Origin of the sequence: Aeribacillus sp. FSL K6-2848 (genome assembly GCF_038004325.1) — a bacterium.
Lineage (GTDB): Bacteria > Bacillota > Bacilli > Bacillales > Aeribacillaceae > Aeribacillus > Aeribacillus composti.
Window position 1 is genome coordinate 1,354,481 of record NZ_JBBOQQ010000001.1, and the last position, 15,984, is coordinate 1,370,464.

Sequence of the window (15,984 nt, forward strand, 5' to 3'; positions counted from 1 at the left end):
GAGAAAAAATTAAAATTGAAATCGCAAAATTTTTAAACCATTAAAATACATTTTTATCTAATATATAGAAACAAGGAGGGGAGCAATTGGCTGATGTATTAATTGTTGATAATGATAAATCTGCTCGGAAGGATGTAAAGTCAATTATTGAAGATAGTAAATTCAGCTTTCTTTCCATTTATGAAGCAAGTACATCTCAACGAGGTATGATCCTTTTAAAGCAAAATCGACCGACTATACTCATTGTGGATATCTCCTTGCCAGATATAGACGGTATCAAATTAGGGAGATCAGCGTTGCAACTGTATCCAGATTTGCCCGTGATTGTTGTGACTCAGTTAAAAATGTTCGAGTTTGTTCAGGAAGCGATCAACTCAGGTTTTTCAGCTTATTTGTTGAAACCGCTTTCCAAAAATGAACTGCTTGATACATTTGAGCGGATTTTGCCCCAAGGATTAAATAAAGAAATTAATCAAACCATCAATGGTAAAAGTCATTTTTCCTCTGACTTAAAAAATCCGATCGAAAGTGCCATTCAGTTTATTCAAATGAATTATGGTTATGCTCTTACTCTAAAAGAAGTGGCAAATCAAGTATATTTAAGTCCATCTTATTTCAGCCGATTGTTTAAAGAAGAAGTTGGTATGACATTTGTGGAATATTTATCGTTTGTTAGAGTTCAAAAAGCTAAAACGCTGCTTAGAGTTTCGAGTCTTCCGATTGAAATTATCGCTAACAATACCGGTTTTTCAAATGCAAGCTATTTTGCAACCGCTTTTAAAAAATTGGTTGGGAAGACGCCAAGAGAGTATCGGGAGCAGTTTCATTTTAAAGAATAGGAGGTGAAGTCGTGATTACGATTAAAAAGGAATTGGAACGCTGCAAAAAGGAAGGGTTATCAGGTGTTATTGGAACCATTATTTCTACAAAAGGATCTACCTACCAAAAGACAGGGGCAAAATGCTTCGTATCAGAAGATCGAAAGCTAACAGGTCTTTTAAGCGGAGGTTGCGTCGAAGCAGATATTGTAGAACATGCTGTAAAAGTGCTCGAAACGGGTAAGCCGGCAGTTCTCCACTATGATTTTTACGGAGAAGAGGATATTGTTTGGGGACTTGGTGTCGGCTGTAATGGGAAAATGAACATATTTTTACAACCATATCTGCCAAAAAAGCAGCCTGAAAGGACAGAAGTGATTGATCAATATTTTTCACAATCCCTCCAAAAACAATTACACGCTGTCACGATCGTGAATGCGAAAGATGAAAATCTTCAAGGAAAAATGTGGATCCTAGACCCTTTGCAAAGTAATGACGACTCACTTATTACCGTTTCTGAAATTGCTCATGATTATCAAGATCGGAAAAACAATTTAAAAAATGAAATGGTTTATTTAGGTGGTGAAAAAGAATTGTACGTATATTATGAATCATTAAGTCCACCACCACACTTAAAGATTTTTGGCGCAGGTCCTGATGCCATTCCGCTTGTCAAAATGGCGAAAAGCTTGAAATGGATTGTGACTGTTCTTGACCATCGTCCTACTCATTGCAATGAAAATAATTTTCCTGATGCTGATTTTATCCAAGTTTATCCTAAAGGGTCTGTTCCTGACGTTTCGTTTAATGAAAACACATATGTCATTATAATGACACACAATTTTTTACACGATCAAGAAATATTAGAATCCATCATTCATTCAAATGCGGCTTACATTGGTCTATTAGGTCCGAAAAAAAGAACTGCCCAATTAATTGAAAGCAGCCAAACTCTGAAGGCTTATCCTTCTATTCAGCAAATTCATAGTCCTATCGGTCTTGATATTGGAGCGAAAACACCGGAAGAAATTGCCTTTAGTATTTTGGCTGAAATTATGACGGTGTACAGAGGCGGAACAGGAAAGAAATTATCAGAGCTGGCGGCAATGGCTTATTCCTAAAAAAGATACATCAGTCATAAAGGTGAAAAAACATATTTTGTTGAGTGATATCAGCTGCAGTTTTTTCAAAGCGGATGGTCAAACACAATCTATTAATACCATCTATTGGAAAGGTATTGACCAAAATACCGTGGATGAAAGTAAAAAATCTCAGTTAAGCGGTATTGCTGCTGACTTAACTCTGAACTAAAGTTTCTCTGAAATAAGTAAACCGATTGGTTTTAGGAGATATTACCAATCAAGGCTGATTACATTGCTAAAAATAAGATTAAAAAATGCATCTGACAAGACTGACACCGTTGTTGCGTTATTGTGCCGTGATTCAATGCTATGAAAGAAATGGGAACCTGTTTATTGTTCAAGCAAAATATCGAATTAAAAAGGTCATCCAGTTCTTTAAAGGGATGAGCCAAAAGGGCAAAAATTCGTAATGATATTTGTTTTGCTGCGATCGCAATATCCTCAAGTTAGTGAGTCACCACAAAATTATGAGAGATTTCTTCGGAAGGAGGTAAGTTAAATGAGTAAAGTGATTGGGAAAAGAGTGACGCGTGTTGAAGATGCTAGATTATTGACTGGTCAGGGAAAATATATTGATGACATCGGTACCCCGCCGAATACTGGTCATGTGGCCATTTTAAGGAGCCCTTATCCGCATGCCAAAATTGTGTCTATCGATTATTCGGAAGCCTTAGAAATTCCTGGAGTAAAGGGTGTTGTAACAGGTAAGGATGTACATCCTCTATTAAATCCTTTTAGTGTTGGCGTCAGTGCTCCAGTACACTATTATCCAATTGCTATTGATAAAGTTCGTTTTGTAGGTGAGCCAGTAGCAGTTGTCGTGGCCAAAAACCGTTATATTGCGGAGGATGCGTTAGAAAAAATTAAGGTGAAATATGAAAATCTTGAACCAATTGTAGATATTGAACGTGCAATAGAAGATGGAGCACCTATTTTACATGAAAATGTTGGTTCAAATATTGCTAATCATCGAACATTTCACTATGGAGATGTAGAGAAGGCTTTTGAGAAAGCTGACAAAATCATCAAGCATCGTTTTCAATTTCCGAAATATTCTGCAACACCAGTTGAAACATACGGCATTATTGCACAATACGAGGATAGCTCTGATAGTTATACGGTTCACGCAAACTTTCACGGACCGTTTGTGCTTCATTCGATTATGGCAGGTGCATTAAAAATTCCAAGCAATCGGTTGCGGATTATTATACCAAAAGATATTGGCGGCAGTTATGGAATTAAGGCAGGAATATTCCCGTATATCGTTCTTTGTTCCGTTGTAAGCCGTCTCGTAGGCTGTCCAGTGAAATGGATCGAGGACAGGCAGGAGCATTTAGCAGCTAGTTCAAGCTGTACGGATCGAGTCACATATATTGAAGCAGCAGTAAAAAATGACGGAAAAATACTCGGATTAAAAATGAAAATGATTGACAACGTTGGTGCATATATTCGGGCACCAGAGCCGGCATGTCTGTACCGGAATCATGCTAACACAACCGGTGCCTATGATATTCCCAACTTAATGATTGATGCGTATGCCGTTATGACGAATAAATTGCCAACAGGGCTTATACGCGGATATGGGGGACAAGAAACGTATTTCCCTCTTGAACGGATCATGCAAATCATTTCAGATGAATTAAAATTAGAGCCAGCTGAAGTGATCAGACGGAATTTAATTAAAAAAGAACAATTTCCATACAGAACGGCATCTGGTGGAGTGTATGACAGCGGCGACTATGAAAAAGCATTTGACCTGCTATTAAAAATCGGTAAATATGATGAATTCAGAAAAAAACAAGCTGAAGCACGCAAGATGGGAAAGCTTCTTGGTGTTGGCCTCGCTGTTATCGTTGAACCATCCGGTTCGAATATGGGATACATTACGATCGCCTTAACTCCAGAGGAAAGAAAAGCAGGATTGCCGAAATCTGGTTGTTCAGAAGCGGCGACGATTTCGATGGATCCTATGGGAAATGTGAATGTGCGCATTAGTACAACACCGTCCGGACAAGGGCATGAAACGGTCGCTAGCCAAATCGTATCGGAAATTCTCGGAATTCCGCATGAAAAAATTAATGTTGTAGCTGAACTTGATACAGCAACAAGTGCATGGTCCATTGCTTCTGGAAGCTATTCCAGCCGGTTTGCGTCACTCGGATCAAGTGCAGTGTACTACGCAGCACATAAGGTAAAAAATAAGCTTATCAAAATTGCCGCACATTTTTTAAAAGCGAAGGAAGAAGATTTAACGATCGAAAACGGTAAGATCGTTTCCAAAACCGATCCATCTAAATCTATTTCTATAAAAAGGGTTGTTGGATCAGCCCATTGGAATCCACTTTCTTTGCCAGAAGGGATGGAGCCTGGAATTTATGAAACAGCCTATTATACTGCCCAGGCTGAACCGCCGGATGATCAGGATTTAATTAATTCATCGGTTACGTATGGATTTGTTGCTGATTTAGTGACAGTTGAAATTGATCCAGAGACAGGAGACATCCACATTATAGATTATTTCACGGTCCACGATGCTGGAAAACTGTTAAATCCGCTTATTGTCGATGGACAAATATTGGGAGGCCTGGTCCATGGGCTTGGCGGCGCCATGTATGAAGAACTCGTCTACGATGAAAAAGGTCAGTTTTTAACTGGATCATTTATGGATTATTTATGTCCAACAGCACCTGAAGTACCAAATGTAACGATTAAACATATTGAGACGCCATCACCAATTACACCATTAGGCGCTAAAGGTCTTGGGGAAGGAAATACAATGAGTGCACCAGTTGTCATTGCAAATGCAGTAAATGATGCGTTGAAGCCATATGGTGTGACGATTGATTCATTACCTATAACGCCAAATAAAGTATGGAACATGTTGAATCAGTCTAAAAAACAGGAGGTATCATCATGAACGGAAAAGGGAGCGTAACATTAAATGCAGGAATTGAAAAAGCATGGGAAGTGCTGCTGGACCCAGAGGCATTAAAAAATTGCATTATGGGCTGTAAAAAATTAGAGTCTGTCAATGAAAACAAATATGAAGCGGAAGTATCTATTGGAATTGCTGCTGTGAAAGGAAAATATGAATCAACCATTGAAATTGCTGATGTTCAAAAACCGAACCATTATAAGCTCGTTGTAAAAGGGGAAGGCGGACCAGGAAGTGTTGAAGCAGCAGGAGTTGTTGATCTTGTTCCAATTGACGATAACAAGACGGAATTGAACTATACGTATGAAGCGGAAGTTGGCGGAAAAGTGGCAATGGTTGGGCAAAGAATGCTAAATGGTGTAGCTAAATTAATCATTCAGGACTTCTTTAAAAAGTTTAATAAAGAACTAGCGAAAAGCGAACAATCTATTTAAATAGAGAAAATACAAGTCAAGCACAAAAATCAAAGGAATTGGAAATTCCAAATCCTTTGAACTGCTAGATCATACTGTGAGTGGACGAAATGAAAAGGTCGATTGAGTCTTCTGCACCGATAAGAAAATCTGGCTGCCTTTTGAATGGAGTTTGCTACATTTAGCATCATTAAAGCGATTTTTGCCCTTTTCCTGAAAATAACCCCTTTCATGTAAGGATCTGTGGAAAGGACTATTCGGGATGTCCCCAGTCCACTTGTTGATCAATCACGAGAACTTGCTCTAATCCATGCTGTCTGGAAGCTGTCACATTCAGCATTGGTGGCAAGAGGGAACAAGATTGCGGGTTAGAAGTTCGAACAAGAGCTGGAGAAACAGACTTTATAAGTAGTCATAGCTGATGGATTTCTCCCAATGATCCTTAATACTACTATCTAGGGGCATCACGAAAAGTCTACCCCTAAAATGGAACTTTTTCAGATAGTGCCAGTTAGCAACACTATCTGAAAAAGTTATCAAAGAGTCTAACTGGAAAATGCCTCTCTCTAAAGAGGATTCTAAAAATACTAAACGAGGAGGGGAGTATATGAAACCCGTAAAATTTGATTATTATTCCCCGAAAACAGTTGATGAAGCTTTAACACTTTTAGAAGAAGCAGGATTTGACGGGAAAATCATTGCCGGTGGTCAAAGTCTTGTACCAATAATGAACATGAGACTATCATCGCCAGAATGTTTAATTGACATTAATCAGCTTCATGATTTGCAATTTATTGAGTTTGATAGTGACAAAGTTAAAATTGGTGCGTTAACGAGGCAGGCGGAAGTTGAAAGATCAGATGTAGTTCAGAAGCATTTAGGGCTTCTAAGTGAAGCGGTTCCCTTTATTGGGCACGTTCAAACGAGAAATCGGGGAACATTTGGAGGAAGTCTTGTTCATGCTGACCCAACAGCTGAAATTCCTCTTTCATTGATGGCGCTCGGAGGGACCCTTCATATTGCTTCTAAAGAAGAGGTGCGAGAAGTAAACGTCGAGGATTTCTTTATTACTTATTTAACAACTGACATAATGCCAAATGAGATGCTGACGGAAATTCACATTCCTATAGAACAAGAAAGAAATGGATATTCATTTTATGAAATTTCTCGTCGTCACGGTGATTTTGCACTCGTTGCCTCTGCTTGTCAATTAACGATTGATCATTTAGATCGCATTACAAATGTAAGACTTGTATTAGGCGGTGTTGAAGCAACGCCATTGTTAATAGAAGGGGCAAACGAATGGATGAAAGGAGAGGTTTTATCTGACTCCCTTCTCCAAAAAGTCGAGGATATAGTGGATGAAATGGTAGATCCAGAGTCAGATATACACGCAACTGCTGAATATAGAAGACATCTTTCGAAAAAATTGGCAGTGCGTACGGTGAAATCAGCCTACGAACGAGCGAGGGGTGAAGCCAATGAGCGTTCATGAAATTGAAGTGACGATCAACGGGAAAAAGTATAAAGAACAAGTTGAGTCAAGATTGCTGTTAAGTGATTTTTTACGAGAAACGTGCGGTCTCACTGGCACGCATGTCGGCTGTGAACATGGTGTGTGCGGCGCTTGCACGATCCATTTAAATGGTTCAGCTGTTCGAAGCTGCCTCATATTTGCGGTTCAAGTGGATGGGCAGGAGATCACAACAGTAGAAGGTTTGGGAGAAGACGGTCAATTAACTCCATTACAAAAAAATTTCATTGAATGTCACGGCCTTCAGTGCGGGTTCTGTACACCTGGAATCTTAATGTCAGCAACTGACTATTTACAAAAAAATCCGAATCCTTCCGTTCAAGAAATAAAAGAAATGCTATCAGGACATTTATGCCGATGCACGGGTTATGTTGGAATTATAGAAGCAATTCAAAAAACAGTTGAAGAAAATAGTAATCATGCTCGGGTGGAAAGGTGATGATGATATGAACCTTTTAACTCTTTTTGAATTTGCTGTTGAGCGTCATCCAAATCGACTTGCTGTTGTTGAAGGAGACAGAAGGTATACGTACAGGCAATATCATAATGAAGTGGAAAAAGTCGCTGCTTCACTTCAAAAAATCGGCATTAAACAGCATGACCGCGTTATGATCCTTTTAAAAAATCGTCTTGAAAATACGGTGATTTATTGGGCGCTGCAAAAAATTGGAGCCATTTACACTCCAATTAATTTTCGGCTTTCGGTGAAAGAAGTTGAGTATTGTGTAAATGATGCTGAGGCTGCTGCTGTCATATACGAGAGCGTAAGCCAAGAATCCGTGCTGAAAGCAAATCTGCACCAAAAACCGATACTTATTGGGTTCGGCGAAGTAGAAGGAGCTGATATCTACTATGATGAGCTTGTTGAAAGAAGTCCTGGCAGCTTGGAAAAGCCAACGATAGATGATAACGATATCGCTCTTATGCTTTATACGTCCGGAACAACAGGAAAACCGAAAGGAGTTCCTCGAACGCACAAAAATGAATATAGTGCAGCGCTAGCCCATATTATCCAAAACCAATATCAAGACGGGGAAAGTACATTAGGGACAATGCCGCTTTATCACACAATGGGAATGCGCTCCCTTCTATCTATTATGTTTTTAAATGGAAAATATGTTATTCTGCCTGATTTTGATGCAAAGGAAGCGTTGGAATTAATAGAACGTGAAGAAATTACATGCCTTTACTTAGTACCTACGTTATATCACGATATGTTAAATCACGCTGAATTTCATCATTTCGATTTGTCTAAGTTGAAAAAAATTGGTTATGCAGGCGCTTCTATGACAACAGCTTTAACAGAAAAATGTATTGAGATGTTAAAGCCTGAAGTGTTTGTGAACCATTTTGGCAGCACTGAAATTTACACATTTACAATAAACCATAATGTGAAGGAAAAACCAGGATGTGCCGGTAAGCCAGGCTTTCATCAGAGTATCCGCATTGTTAAGGCAGATCCTGATGGCAATGCAACTCCAGAGGATGTAGTGGAAAAAGGAGAACTGGGAGAAATCATTGTCAATATTGAATCACCAGAAAGCTTTAAAGGCTACTGGAATAGACCAGATGCTACAAAAAAAGCCATTCGGGATGGATGGTATTTTACTGGAGACCTTGGCAAATTAGATGAGGATGGAGATTTATATGTCGTCGGACGTGTCGATGATATGATTATTTCCGGCGGAGAAAATATACATCCTCTTGAAGTAGAAGATGTTTTAGCCAAGCATCCGAAAGTGCATGAAGTTGCTGTAATTGGTGAAGAAGATGAGCGCTGGGGCCAAGTTGTTTCTGCCTATGTCGTACCAAAAGATCCGTCACTTACCATACAGGAACTTGACGATTATTGTAAAAATAATACAAAACTTTCAAACTTTAAACGTCCAAGAAAATATGTATTTATTCAAGAAGTACCGAAAAGCCCTGTTGGGAAAATTCTCCGTCGTAAACTCAAAACGGGAGAATTTGAACTATATATAAATGAAAGTGAAAAAATCGTTTAATTTTTTCAAAAAAGAAAGGGGAACCAAAACATGGAAGCAGTAAAACAATATGATCACATTCGAGTTGAAAAAAATCCGGAAAAAAAGACGGCAACAATTGTTTTCGACCGTCCAGAAAAAATGAATTATATTAGCATGCTAGCTCGCTCGCAATTTCCAGAAATTTTTGATGAGTTAAATAAAGACGATGATGTTCGCGTCATCATTATTAAAGGTGAAGGAGATAAGGCATTTAGTGCAGGAGGGAATATCCCTGAATTTTTGGAAGTGCATCAAGAAGAATTATCACATCTTGCTGTAAACGTTGCAGCACCAGAACGTTCTCCAAAGCCTGTCATTGCTCAGCTTCAAGGCTATACGTTTGGAGTCGGTTTTGAAATTGCTATGGCATGTGATTTTCGAATTGCAGCAGACGACACATTATTAGCACTGCCTGAGATGAATCTTGGTATGATTCCAGGAAGCGGCGGAACACAAAGGGTGGCCAAAGCAGTAGGATTAACTCGCGCAAAAGACATGATTATGCGTGCACGAAGAATTCCTGCTGAAGAAGCGTATCAATGGGGCCTTATTACAAAGGTTGTTCCAAAGGAAGAACTAGAAAGCGCTGTCGATTCACTCGTTGAAGAGCTTGTAAACTTCTCTCCGCTTGCATTAAAAGTATGTAAACAAGTGCTCAATGCAGCCGAAGAAACACCGCTTAGTGCAGGAATTGAAATAGAAGGAAAAGCCTATGGATTGCTTCGCACTACAGAAGATTTCAAAGAAGGAGTCGAAGCATTCGTCGAAAAAAGAAAGCCGAATTTTAAAGGCAAATAAGACGGAAACTTCGGGAAACGGCTAGCTCGCCGTTTCCTAAAGTTAAAATTTACTGAAAATTAAAAATTTTTCAAAAGAAAGGTGGAGTAGTATGAATGGTAATATGGAGACAACCGTTCAGCAAACTTCAGCATTGGAAGCATCGACTAGTAGAAAGCAAATGATAATAGCCGTTATGGCGTCTCTGTTGGGTTGGTCGTTGGATTTGTATGATCTCTTTATTCTTCTCTATGTTGCACCTGAGTTAGGAAAGTTGTTTTTCCCGACAGATAAACCGACACTTTCATTGGCCGCTGTGTATGCTTCTTTTGCAGTTACACTATTTTTGCGTCCTCTCGGCTCAGCGCTTTTTGGTGCCTATGCTGATCGCCATGGGAGGAAGCGAGCAATGGTTGTGGCCGTGTCTGGTGTAGGGATTTCTACCGCCCTGTTTGGAGCGTTGCCAACAGTGCTTCAAATCGGTGCCGCTGCATCAATCATCTTTATTATTCTTCGTTTAATCCAAGGTGTATTTGTCGGAGGAGTTGTTGCCTCCACCCATACAATTGGGACGGAATCCGTACCGGAGAAATGGCGCGGCTTGATGTCCGGCCTTGTCGGCGGGGGCGGTGCTGCTCTTGGTGCATTGCTGGCCTCCATTGTATATTTTGTTTTGTCAAATATTTTTTCTGGGCCGGAATTCAGCGAATGGGGCTGGCGCTTTATGTTCTTTACCGGCATATTGAGCTCTGTTCTCGGACTGTTCGTATTCAAGAAGCTTGAGGAGTCACCGTTATGGGTGCAGCATAAGAAGGAGCAAGAAACGAAACCGGAACATCAGCAGTCTCCGGTGAAAACGGTGTTCACTAAATATTTGTCAGTTTTATTAATTAATTTAATGATTGTAATCGGCGGCGGCTCAGCCTATTACCTAACTTGCGGGTATTTGCCTACCTTTTTAAAAGTAATTAATGATATCCCGCAGACCGAATCCTCAATTATTCTTATGGTAAGCAGTATTTCTGCACTGGTTGCTGCTGTTGTTCTCGGTCATTTGAGCACTATTATAGGTAGAAAGAAAACATTCATTTTACTAGGCATCGTAAATCTGTTTGCTCTTCCGTATTTGTATACAGAATTGGCACACGCTCAAAATCTGACAATGATTACGCTCTTTGCAATGGGGTTGTCGTTTTTAGGGAATGGCTCATATGCTCCCGTGCTGATCTTTTTAAATGAACGTTTTCCTACATCTATTCGTTCGACGGGTACTGGACTGTCCTGGAATATGGGATTTGCTGTAGGCGGGATGATGCCGACTTTGGTAACAGTGGTCAGCGGTCAAACGTCGAATATTCCATCGTCCTTGGGGTATTTCTTTATTGCTCTCTTCATTTTGTATCTGTTGGGCAGCTTCATCATACCAGAAACAAAAGGGAATTTTAAATAAACAGCGAATCAATCGGAAGTCAACAAAGCTTACGAAAACAGCCTTTAAAAACAACAAACAGGATAGGAAAAAGATCTGTTTTGAACAAGCCTATCGTACGATTGCTTTGAGACCTCCTTCTTAAAAATGTTCAAAAAGAAGGAGGTTAATTGATTTTATCCATAAATATTTCTCTACTTTATCATATTTTTCATGTTCCGAACTTATTCATTGTAACGCGAAACATATCGATCCCATTATTTTTAAATTCAGCTTAACAGTAAAGTCCGCGTTTAAATCCTAATTATTTTGTTCGAACTTTCGATAATATTTGCTTAATCCTTCTTTTTAACAAATCCTTTTGACTCATAAAAAATATCTTTTTCATGCTATTATTACTCTTTTCACCTAAAGATCGGCATTGATCATTCTTGATTATTTGCAATATTCCTCTTTTTCATCTTAATACATACACTTATTATTTATTATATGCCGACAATAAGTGTAATTTCTGCCTTTATTTTCACACATAATATCCAAACATTTCACTCATGAAAACATGATACACTCCATGGATTTGTAACAGGTTACATCAGTGTAAAATAAAAGCTATTCTCTAAAAGATTGTTGTTATCAATCATAGAGAAATATATATCATATGGTAAAATAAAGTAAAAAGGGGTAGTTTCAATGGGATTGCCAAAATGTTGTAAATGTAACCATCCATTTAGTTGGAGAAACATATTTCGTGCTTCGTTCAAATTTAGTCAAGAAATAAAGTGCCCTAAGTGTGGAACAAAAATGTATCCAACAATGAAATCAAGACAAAAAATGGGTATAGCAACTTTTGTACCATTGGTCATATCTTTTGCATTACAGGTATTTGGGCTTCCATTCAAGTTTACTATGTTGATATTTTTGTTGTTGTCAGTTTTGGATATGATATTGCTGCCATTTTTATATTCGTTTGTCGATCATGAGGAGCCCCTTTGGTGAAAAAGGACGTATTGTTAAAGCTGATGATAAAAGGGTTTTTGCGTAATCTTGATGATAGGGAGGAGTTTTATGGAGAATATTTGTGTGTAAAGTTTTTAGCTTCTCATCTTAATTCAATAATCCCGATTTTTCATCAAAAGGACCTCAGAACCGGTACCCCCGTATCGCCTGAAAAAAATCCCCGCATATAACTATAGTGTCAATGAGAGAAGCAGTCGTTTACGATTACGAGAAGAGAGATATATGAAAGAGGAATGAATATTTTCTAATAATATAAGGAAATTGAGGATCGAAAACAGTTCAGAAATCTATTCAATCTCTCAACTGCTCCTTCGAAATTAATGAGAAAGTAGGTTGGATCTATTTAAGCGATGTCTTTCAAAAACGAAAGAGGGTATTTCCAAAATTTCTATTTTTATTGAGGAAGACGAAAAGACATTCGGACTGTTAACGAGGACATCGTTTGATCTCTACCGATTAGTAAGAGCAAAAAAGGGATAGAAACACAAAGTACGTTATGAAAAAATCTCTACTCAACATCTTCTGAACTTGCGCAAAAAAAGTATGGTTAAAGATTACAAATAATCATTTGATTGTATTAAATGATCAGTAAACGAAACATCGTTGTTAAATTATGAAACGCAACAAAAGATAATCATCCGAAAATGGAAAAATCAGCGAAAATTATTCTGAATTATGTGATAGATTCTTAATAAATCAACAAAAAGTATCTATAACCGCTCTTGCGAATGTAGAGAGTGTCGAACTTTCTCCATTTGAGCGAAACATTGCATAAAGTGTTTTTAAACATCATACTCCAATTACCATGTGAATACATGAAAGTTGATGCGATTTATATCGAAATGACCGCAATATGGTATAATAATAGTTATATTTAAAATGAAGAAAGGAGCATACCGATGGCTGAAATTACAAATGAAATGATTTTGCAAGCGATTAAAGAACTGGCTGAGCAGCTAAAAAACCATTCAGAAGAAACGAATAACCGGTTTGAACAAATTGACCAACGATTTGAGCAGATTGATCGACGGTTTGAACAAATTGATCAACGGTTTGAGCAGATTGATCGACGGTTTGAACAAATTGACCAACGATTTGAACAAACCGATCAGCAGTTTGAACAAACGAAGCAGCAATTGGTCGAAATCAATGAGCGGCTCGACCAAGTTGAACAAAAGATCGAGGAGATGGACAAACAGCTCACTGATGTAGCAAACGGTCAAAAAATTCTTGTGGAAGATTTGTTTGAAAATAAGAAAGAAATCAAGCGAGTCAAAAATATTTTAAACATATATTAACCGCATTGATCTATTAAGCGTTTCTTTTTGGACAAAACCGTTAGATAAAAACAAAATGATGTCTGAAATTAGCTTTTCGCCTCCCTGTTTTCTTCAAAATAATGTCAAACTTCTTCGCTGTTTTTATTTAGCTTCCTGAATCCGTGATGAATTGAAATCGACTTTGATTTTGTTGTAATTTTGATGGATTGATAATCCATAAAACCCTTTTTATGCTTATGACCTATGTCATCTCTATTTCCGAAAATGGAACAAATCTCTTTTTTAGGTATACGAACCAAAAAAATAGACAAAAAAGCACAGGGAGTGACGTTGGACATCAGTGCCCGAACATTCGTTCGTTATCTTGCCTCTCTCCATTTCTGATAGACGTTCAGTAGGGGCTCGCTATAGCCACTCCTTCGCGTCAGTTTCATCCAGATCTGTCGTGATCGACGGACGAGTCGCCCTGCCATCGTGATCACCGTCTGAATAATCGTCTTGATGCGGCGGCGTTTCACTTTGTGGTGCAACGGATGTCTCGGATCGCTTAATAGATCTTGTCCAATCAGACGAAGAAGATTGTAAACGAAGGCTCCCATGACCAACACGAGCGCATTCGTTTTCATCTTCCCAGATGGAAGCCGCTCTAAATCTAAGTCGCTCTTCAGTTCGCTATGAAACTGTTCGCATGTCGCATGGTCATGATACAACGCGAGCACATCGCTCATTCGAACATGCTCGTATCCTTTGAGCCGCACCCAATAGCTTTCCACTTCATAATCAGGAACGAGCATCAGCTGTCCATTGCGTTCCATCGTCCGTTCCGTCACTTGGGTGACTTGAACGTACGTATACGTGTTTCCATCGATCGCTGCCTTCTGTGGAAGGCATAGCTCATAGGTTTGTACTCCTTCGCTTTGTCCATCATCGACACGTTTGCCCTTTTGCGAAGCGATCTGGAACCAAAGCGCTTTCGATTCTCGGCGTAAGTTTCGCTTGATGACAAAGTCCACGTCTTCCTTTAGGCATACGTGCACATTCGCTTCTGCATCGTTTCCTGCATCCATGCGAACAAGCAGACGAGATGAAGTCAGTTGACGAGCTCGACGGATAGCGGTGACTAAAAACGAGGGCATGTTGTCTTGCACATGTTGTTTCCCTGGACGCAACTCGGCATGAACGAGATACCCTTCCTTCCCTGCATACGCAAACAACGGTGTAAAACCGTCAAATCCTTTATACGTTCGACTGACTCCTTCTTTTTTCGTATCGGAGTTGTCAAATGGGGAACCATCTATATCAAGGGGAAGCCATGTCGTCTTTCCTTTGGTCCAACAAGGGGACAAAGTGGCATGTCGTTGAATCAACAGACGTATGGACTCCTCCCAAAGAATCGTTTCGGTCATCGGAAGACAAGCGAGCTGATCGAGTCGTTGTCGCAAGGTTGGAGAGGAAGGCACGTGCTGAATCCCCATCGATGCCGAAAAGATATCGTCCTGACGATACGCTTCGATATGATCGAAATCCGTTTTTCCTGTGGCAAGCAAGCCAATCATCGAGCGAATGACATCGCTATGGGAAATGTGCACTTCTCGACGAACCGTTGGAAGCCGAAGTGCGTTTACCCGTTTATCCAGTTTCGTTCGATGGAGTAAGTAGCCAACGAGAGCAAGCCCAGCACTTGGGGTAATCGCTTCATCTGTCAATACAAACCGAATCGGGAAATCTTTCATCACATCACCTACTTGATGAAGAATCGTCAACGTCGTTTTCCCTTATCGTATCAACGGTTTGCGACCATTGTAAAGATGTTTTGTCACGGATTCAGGTAGCTTTATTCGTTCCTATTATTATCCAATTAATACTATCCCCGTTTTTAACACATAATCCCCGCAATAGGATCTGGCTTGTGCTGTCTACAGTGTGAGAAAAAAGACGCAACAAAGGACAAATCCCCATTCAAAAAACAGCGGCTGTCTCATCGGTTTAACGGCCATTGCGGCAGCCTCGTTATGCTTTCACCTTATTGATTAATTTTTATTATAAATGCAATAATTTTTTCTATCAGCGAAAGCAAAGATTGACATTAGCTTTAAGCGCCTCAGGCTTTTTACTTTCGGTACTTTCCATTCTTCCCTGTTTTGAAAATCTATTTACAACAAAGCAAATTTTTCCTATAATTATAACTAACTAATTAGTTAGTTATAAAAAAGGAGATTCTTGTTGGCTGTAAAAAAAGGCGAAGAGAGTATGAGAAAGTTATTTCAAATGCCTGAAGAGCTTTTTTCGGAAAAAGGGTTTTCAAAGTATCAAAAGGAGCGAATTTGTTGCAAAAACAGGCTTAACGCAAGCTTTATTTTACTTTAATTTCAAGAGTAAGGAAGATATCTTTCAACAAATATTTCAAAATTTTGATCAACAGTTAATAAAACTAAGGGATGTTGGAAAAATCTGTTGAACTATCGCTATCGGATGTCAAAGTTTTGTAAGATTGATATGTTCAATAACAAGCGATTCGGAATTGTAAAAGAAAAAATTGACACATGGGTGGCGCCAGAGTCAATTGTTACTATTACATCGATATTTATTAACAGGAGAAAAAGTAAAGTAGG

14 protein-coding genes are annotated in these 15,984 nt (G+C 39.1%); 13 read left to right on the forward strand and 1 reads right to left on the reverse strand.

What is annotated here, in order from left to right; all coding sequences use genetic code 11:
* The first annotated feature begins 86 nt into the window (after positions 1-86).
* The 11 genes from NSS70_RS06775 to NSS70_RS06820 all read left to right on the forward strand — a co-directional run bounded on the left by NSS70_RS06775 (position 87) and on the right by NSS70_RS06820 (position 13,390).
* Positions 87-839: a response regulator transcription factor gene (locus tag NSS70_RS06775; protein WP_340881116.1), complete on the forward strand. Its 753-nt coding sequence runs from the start codon at positions 87-89 to the stop codon at positions 837-839.
* An 11-nt stretch (positions 840-850) separates the two neighbouring features.
* Positions 851-1,939 (forward strand): XdhC family protein, encoded by a 1,089-nt coding sequence (locus tag NSS70_RS06780; protein WP_340881117.1) that lies wholly within the window; start codon positions 851-853, stop codon positions 1,937-1,939.
* Between the two features lie 520 nt (positions 1,940-2,459).
* Entirely contained in the window at positions 2,460-4,877 is a 2,418-nt protein-coding gene (locus tag NSS70_RS06785) for a xanthine dehydrogenase family protein molybdopterin-binding subunit (RefSeq protein WP_340881118.1), read from the forward strand.
* The gene (locus tag NSS70_RS06790) at positions 4,874-5,329 is read left to right on the forward strand and encodes an SRPBCC family protein (protein ID WP_340881119.1); all 456 of its coding nucleotides are present in this window, start codon (positions 4,874-4,876) and stop codon (positions 5,327-5,329) included. Before NSS70_RS06785 ends, NSS70_RS06790 begins: the two co-directional genes overlap by 4 nt.
* 586 nt (positions 5,330-5,915) lie before the next feature.
* Positions 5,916-6,803 (forward strand): FAD binding domain-containing protein, encoded by an 888-nt coding sequence (locus NSS70_RS06795; protein WP_066248256.1) that lies wholly within the window; start codon positions 5,916-5,918, stop codon positions 6,801-6,803.
* Positions 6,790-7,281, forward strand: coding sequence for a (2Fe-2S)-binding protein (locus NSS70_RS06800; protein WP_063387539.1), 492 nt, complete (start codon positions 6,790-6,792; stop codon positions 7,279-7,281). The genes NSS70_RS06795 and NSS70_RS06800 overlap by 14 nt, the downstream gene beginning before the upstream one ends.
* Positions 7,282-7,288: 7 nt before the next feature.
* Complete coding sequence (locus NSS70_RS06805) at positions 7,289-8,848, forward strand: class I adenylate-forming enzyme family protein (protein WP_340881120.1); 1,560 nt, start codon at positions 7,289-7,291, stop codon at positions 8,846-8,848.
* A 30-nt stretch (positions 8,849-8,878) separates the two neighbouring features.
* Complete coding sequence (locus tag NSS70_RS06810; RefSeq protein WP_327847675.1) at positions 8,879-9,667, forward strand: enoyl-CoA hydratase/isomerase family protein; 789 nt, start codon at positions 8,879-8,881, stop codon at positions 9,665-9,667.
* Between the two features lie 91 nt (positions 9,668-9,758).
* The gene (locus NSS70_RS06815) at positions 9,759-11,096 is read left to right on the forward strand and encodes an MFS transporter (protein WP_311067059.1); all 1,338 of its coding nucleotides are present in this window, start codon (positions 9,759-9,761) and stop codon (positions 11,094-11,096) included.
* Between the two features lie 669 nt (positions 11,097-11,765).
* Positions 11,766-12,071: a TIGR04104 family putative zinc finger protein gene (locus tag NSS70_RS20805; RefSeq protein ID WP_117017504.1), complete on the forward strand. Its 306-nt coding sequence runs from the start codon at positions 11,766-11,768 to the stop codon at positions 12,069-12,071.
* Positions 12,072-12,991: 920 nt separating this feature from the next.
* Entirely contained in the window at positions 12,992-13,390 is a 399-nt protein-coding gene (locus NSS70_RS06820; RefSeq protein ID WP_339199277.1) for a hypothetical protein, read from the forward strand.
* A gap of 341 nt (positions 13,391-13,731) precedes the next feature.
* On the opposite strand, the gene NSS70_RS06825 is transcribed toward NSS70_RS06820, so the two are convergent.
* Positions 13,732-15,105, reverse strand: coding sequence for an IS1380-like element ISGsp2 family transposase (locus NSS70_RS06825; protein WP_044899598.1), 1,374 nt, complete (start codon positions 15,103-15,105; stop codon positions 13,732-13,734).
* A 490-nt stretch (positions 15,106-15,595) separates the two neighbouring features.
* Here NSS70_RS06825 and NSS70_RS06830 point away from each other — a divergent pair, with 490 nt between their 5' ends.
* Both NSS70_RS06830 and NSS70_RS06835 read left to right on the forward strand, forming a co-directional pair.
* Positions 15,596-15,739 carry a hypothetical protein gene (locus NSS70_RS06830; protein ID WP_232515499.1) on the forward strand — a complete coding sequence of 48 codons (144 nt, stop codon included), beginning with the start codon at positions 15,596-15,598 and terminating at the stop codon, positions 15,737-15,739.
* The gene (locus tag NSS70_RS06835; protein WP_232515741.1) at positions 15,681-15,830 is read left to right on the forward strand and encodes a TetR/AcrR family transcriptional regulator; all 150 of its coding nucleotides are present in this window, start codon (positions 15,681-15,683) and stop codon (positions 15,828-15,830) included. The genes NSS70_RS06830 and NSS70_RS06835 overlap by 59 nt, the downstream gene beginning before the upstream one ends.
* Positions 15,831-15,984: the final 154 nt, after the last annotated feature.

What these genes read in the sequence shown, in the direction of transcription:
- NSS70_RS06825 (WP_044899598.1), bottom strand. Translation starts at nt 15,105, where the DNA reads ATGAAAGATTTCCCGATTCGGTTTGTATTGACAGATGAAGCGATTACC.
- NSS70_RS20805 (WP_117017504.1), top strand. Translation starts at nt 11,766, where the DNA reads ATGGGATTGCCAAAATGTTGTAAATGTAACCATCCATTTAGTTGGAGA.
- NSS70_RS06805 (WP_340881120.1), top strand. Translation starts at nt 7,289, where the DNA reads ATGAACCTTTTAACTCTTTTTGAATTTGCTGTTGAGCGTCATCCAAAT.
- NSS70_RS06795 (WP_066248256.1), top strand. Translation starts at nt 5,916, where the DNA reads ATGAAACCCGTAAAATTTGATTATTATTCCCCGAAAACAGTTGATGAA.
- NSS70_RS06785 (WP_340881118.1), top strand. Translation starts at nt 2,460, where the DNA reads ATGAGTAAAGTGATTGGGAAAAGAGTGACGCGTGTTGAAGATGCTAGA.
- NSS70_RS06815 (WP_311067059.1), top strand. Translation starts at nt 9,759, where the DNA reads ATGAATGGTAATATGGAGACAACCGTTCAGCAAACTTCAGCATTGGAA.
- NSS70_RS06820 (WP_339199277.1), top strand. Translation starts at nt 12,992, where the DNA reads ATGGCTGAAATTACAAATGAAATGATTTTGCAAGCGATTAAAGAACTG.
- NSS70_RS06810 (WP_327847675.1), top strand. Translation starts at nt 8,879, where the DNA reads ATGGAAGCAGTAAAACAATATGATCACATTCGAGTTGAAAAAAATCCG.
- NSS70_RS06800 (WP_063387539.1), top strand. Translation starts at nt 6,790, where the DNA reads ATGAGCGTTCATGAAATTGAAGTGACGATCAACGGGAAAAAGTATAAA.
- NSS70_RS06790 (WP_340881119.1), top strand. Translation starts at nt 4,874, where the DNA reads ATGAACGGAAAAGGGAGCGTAACATTAAATGCAGGAATTGAAAAAGCA.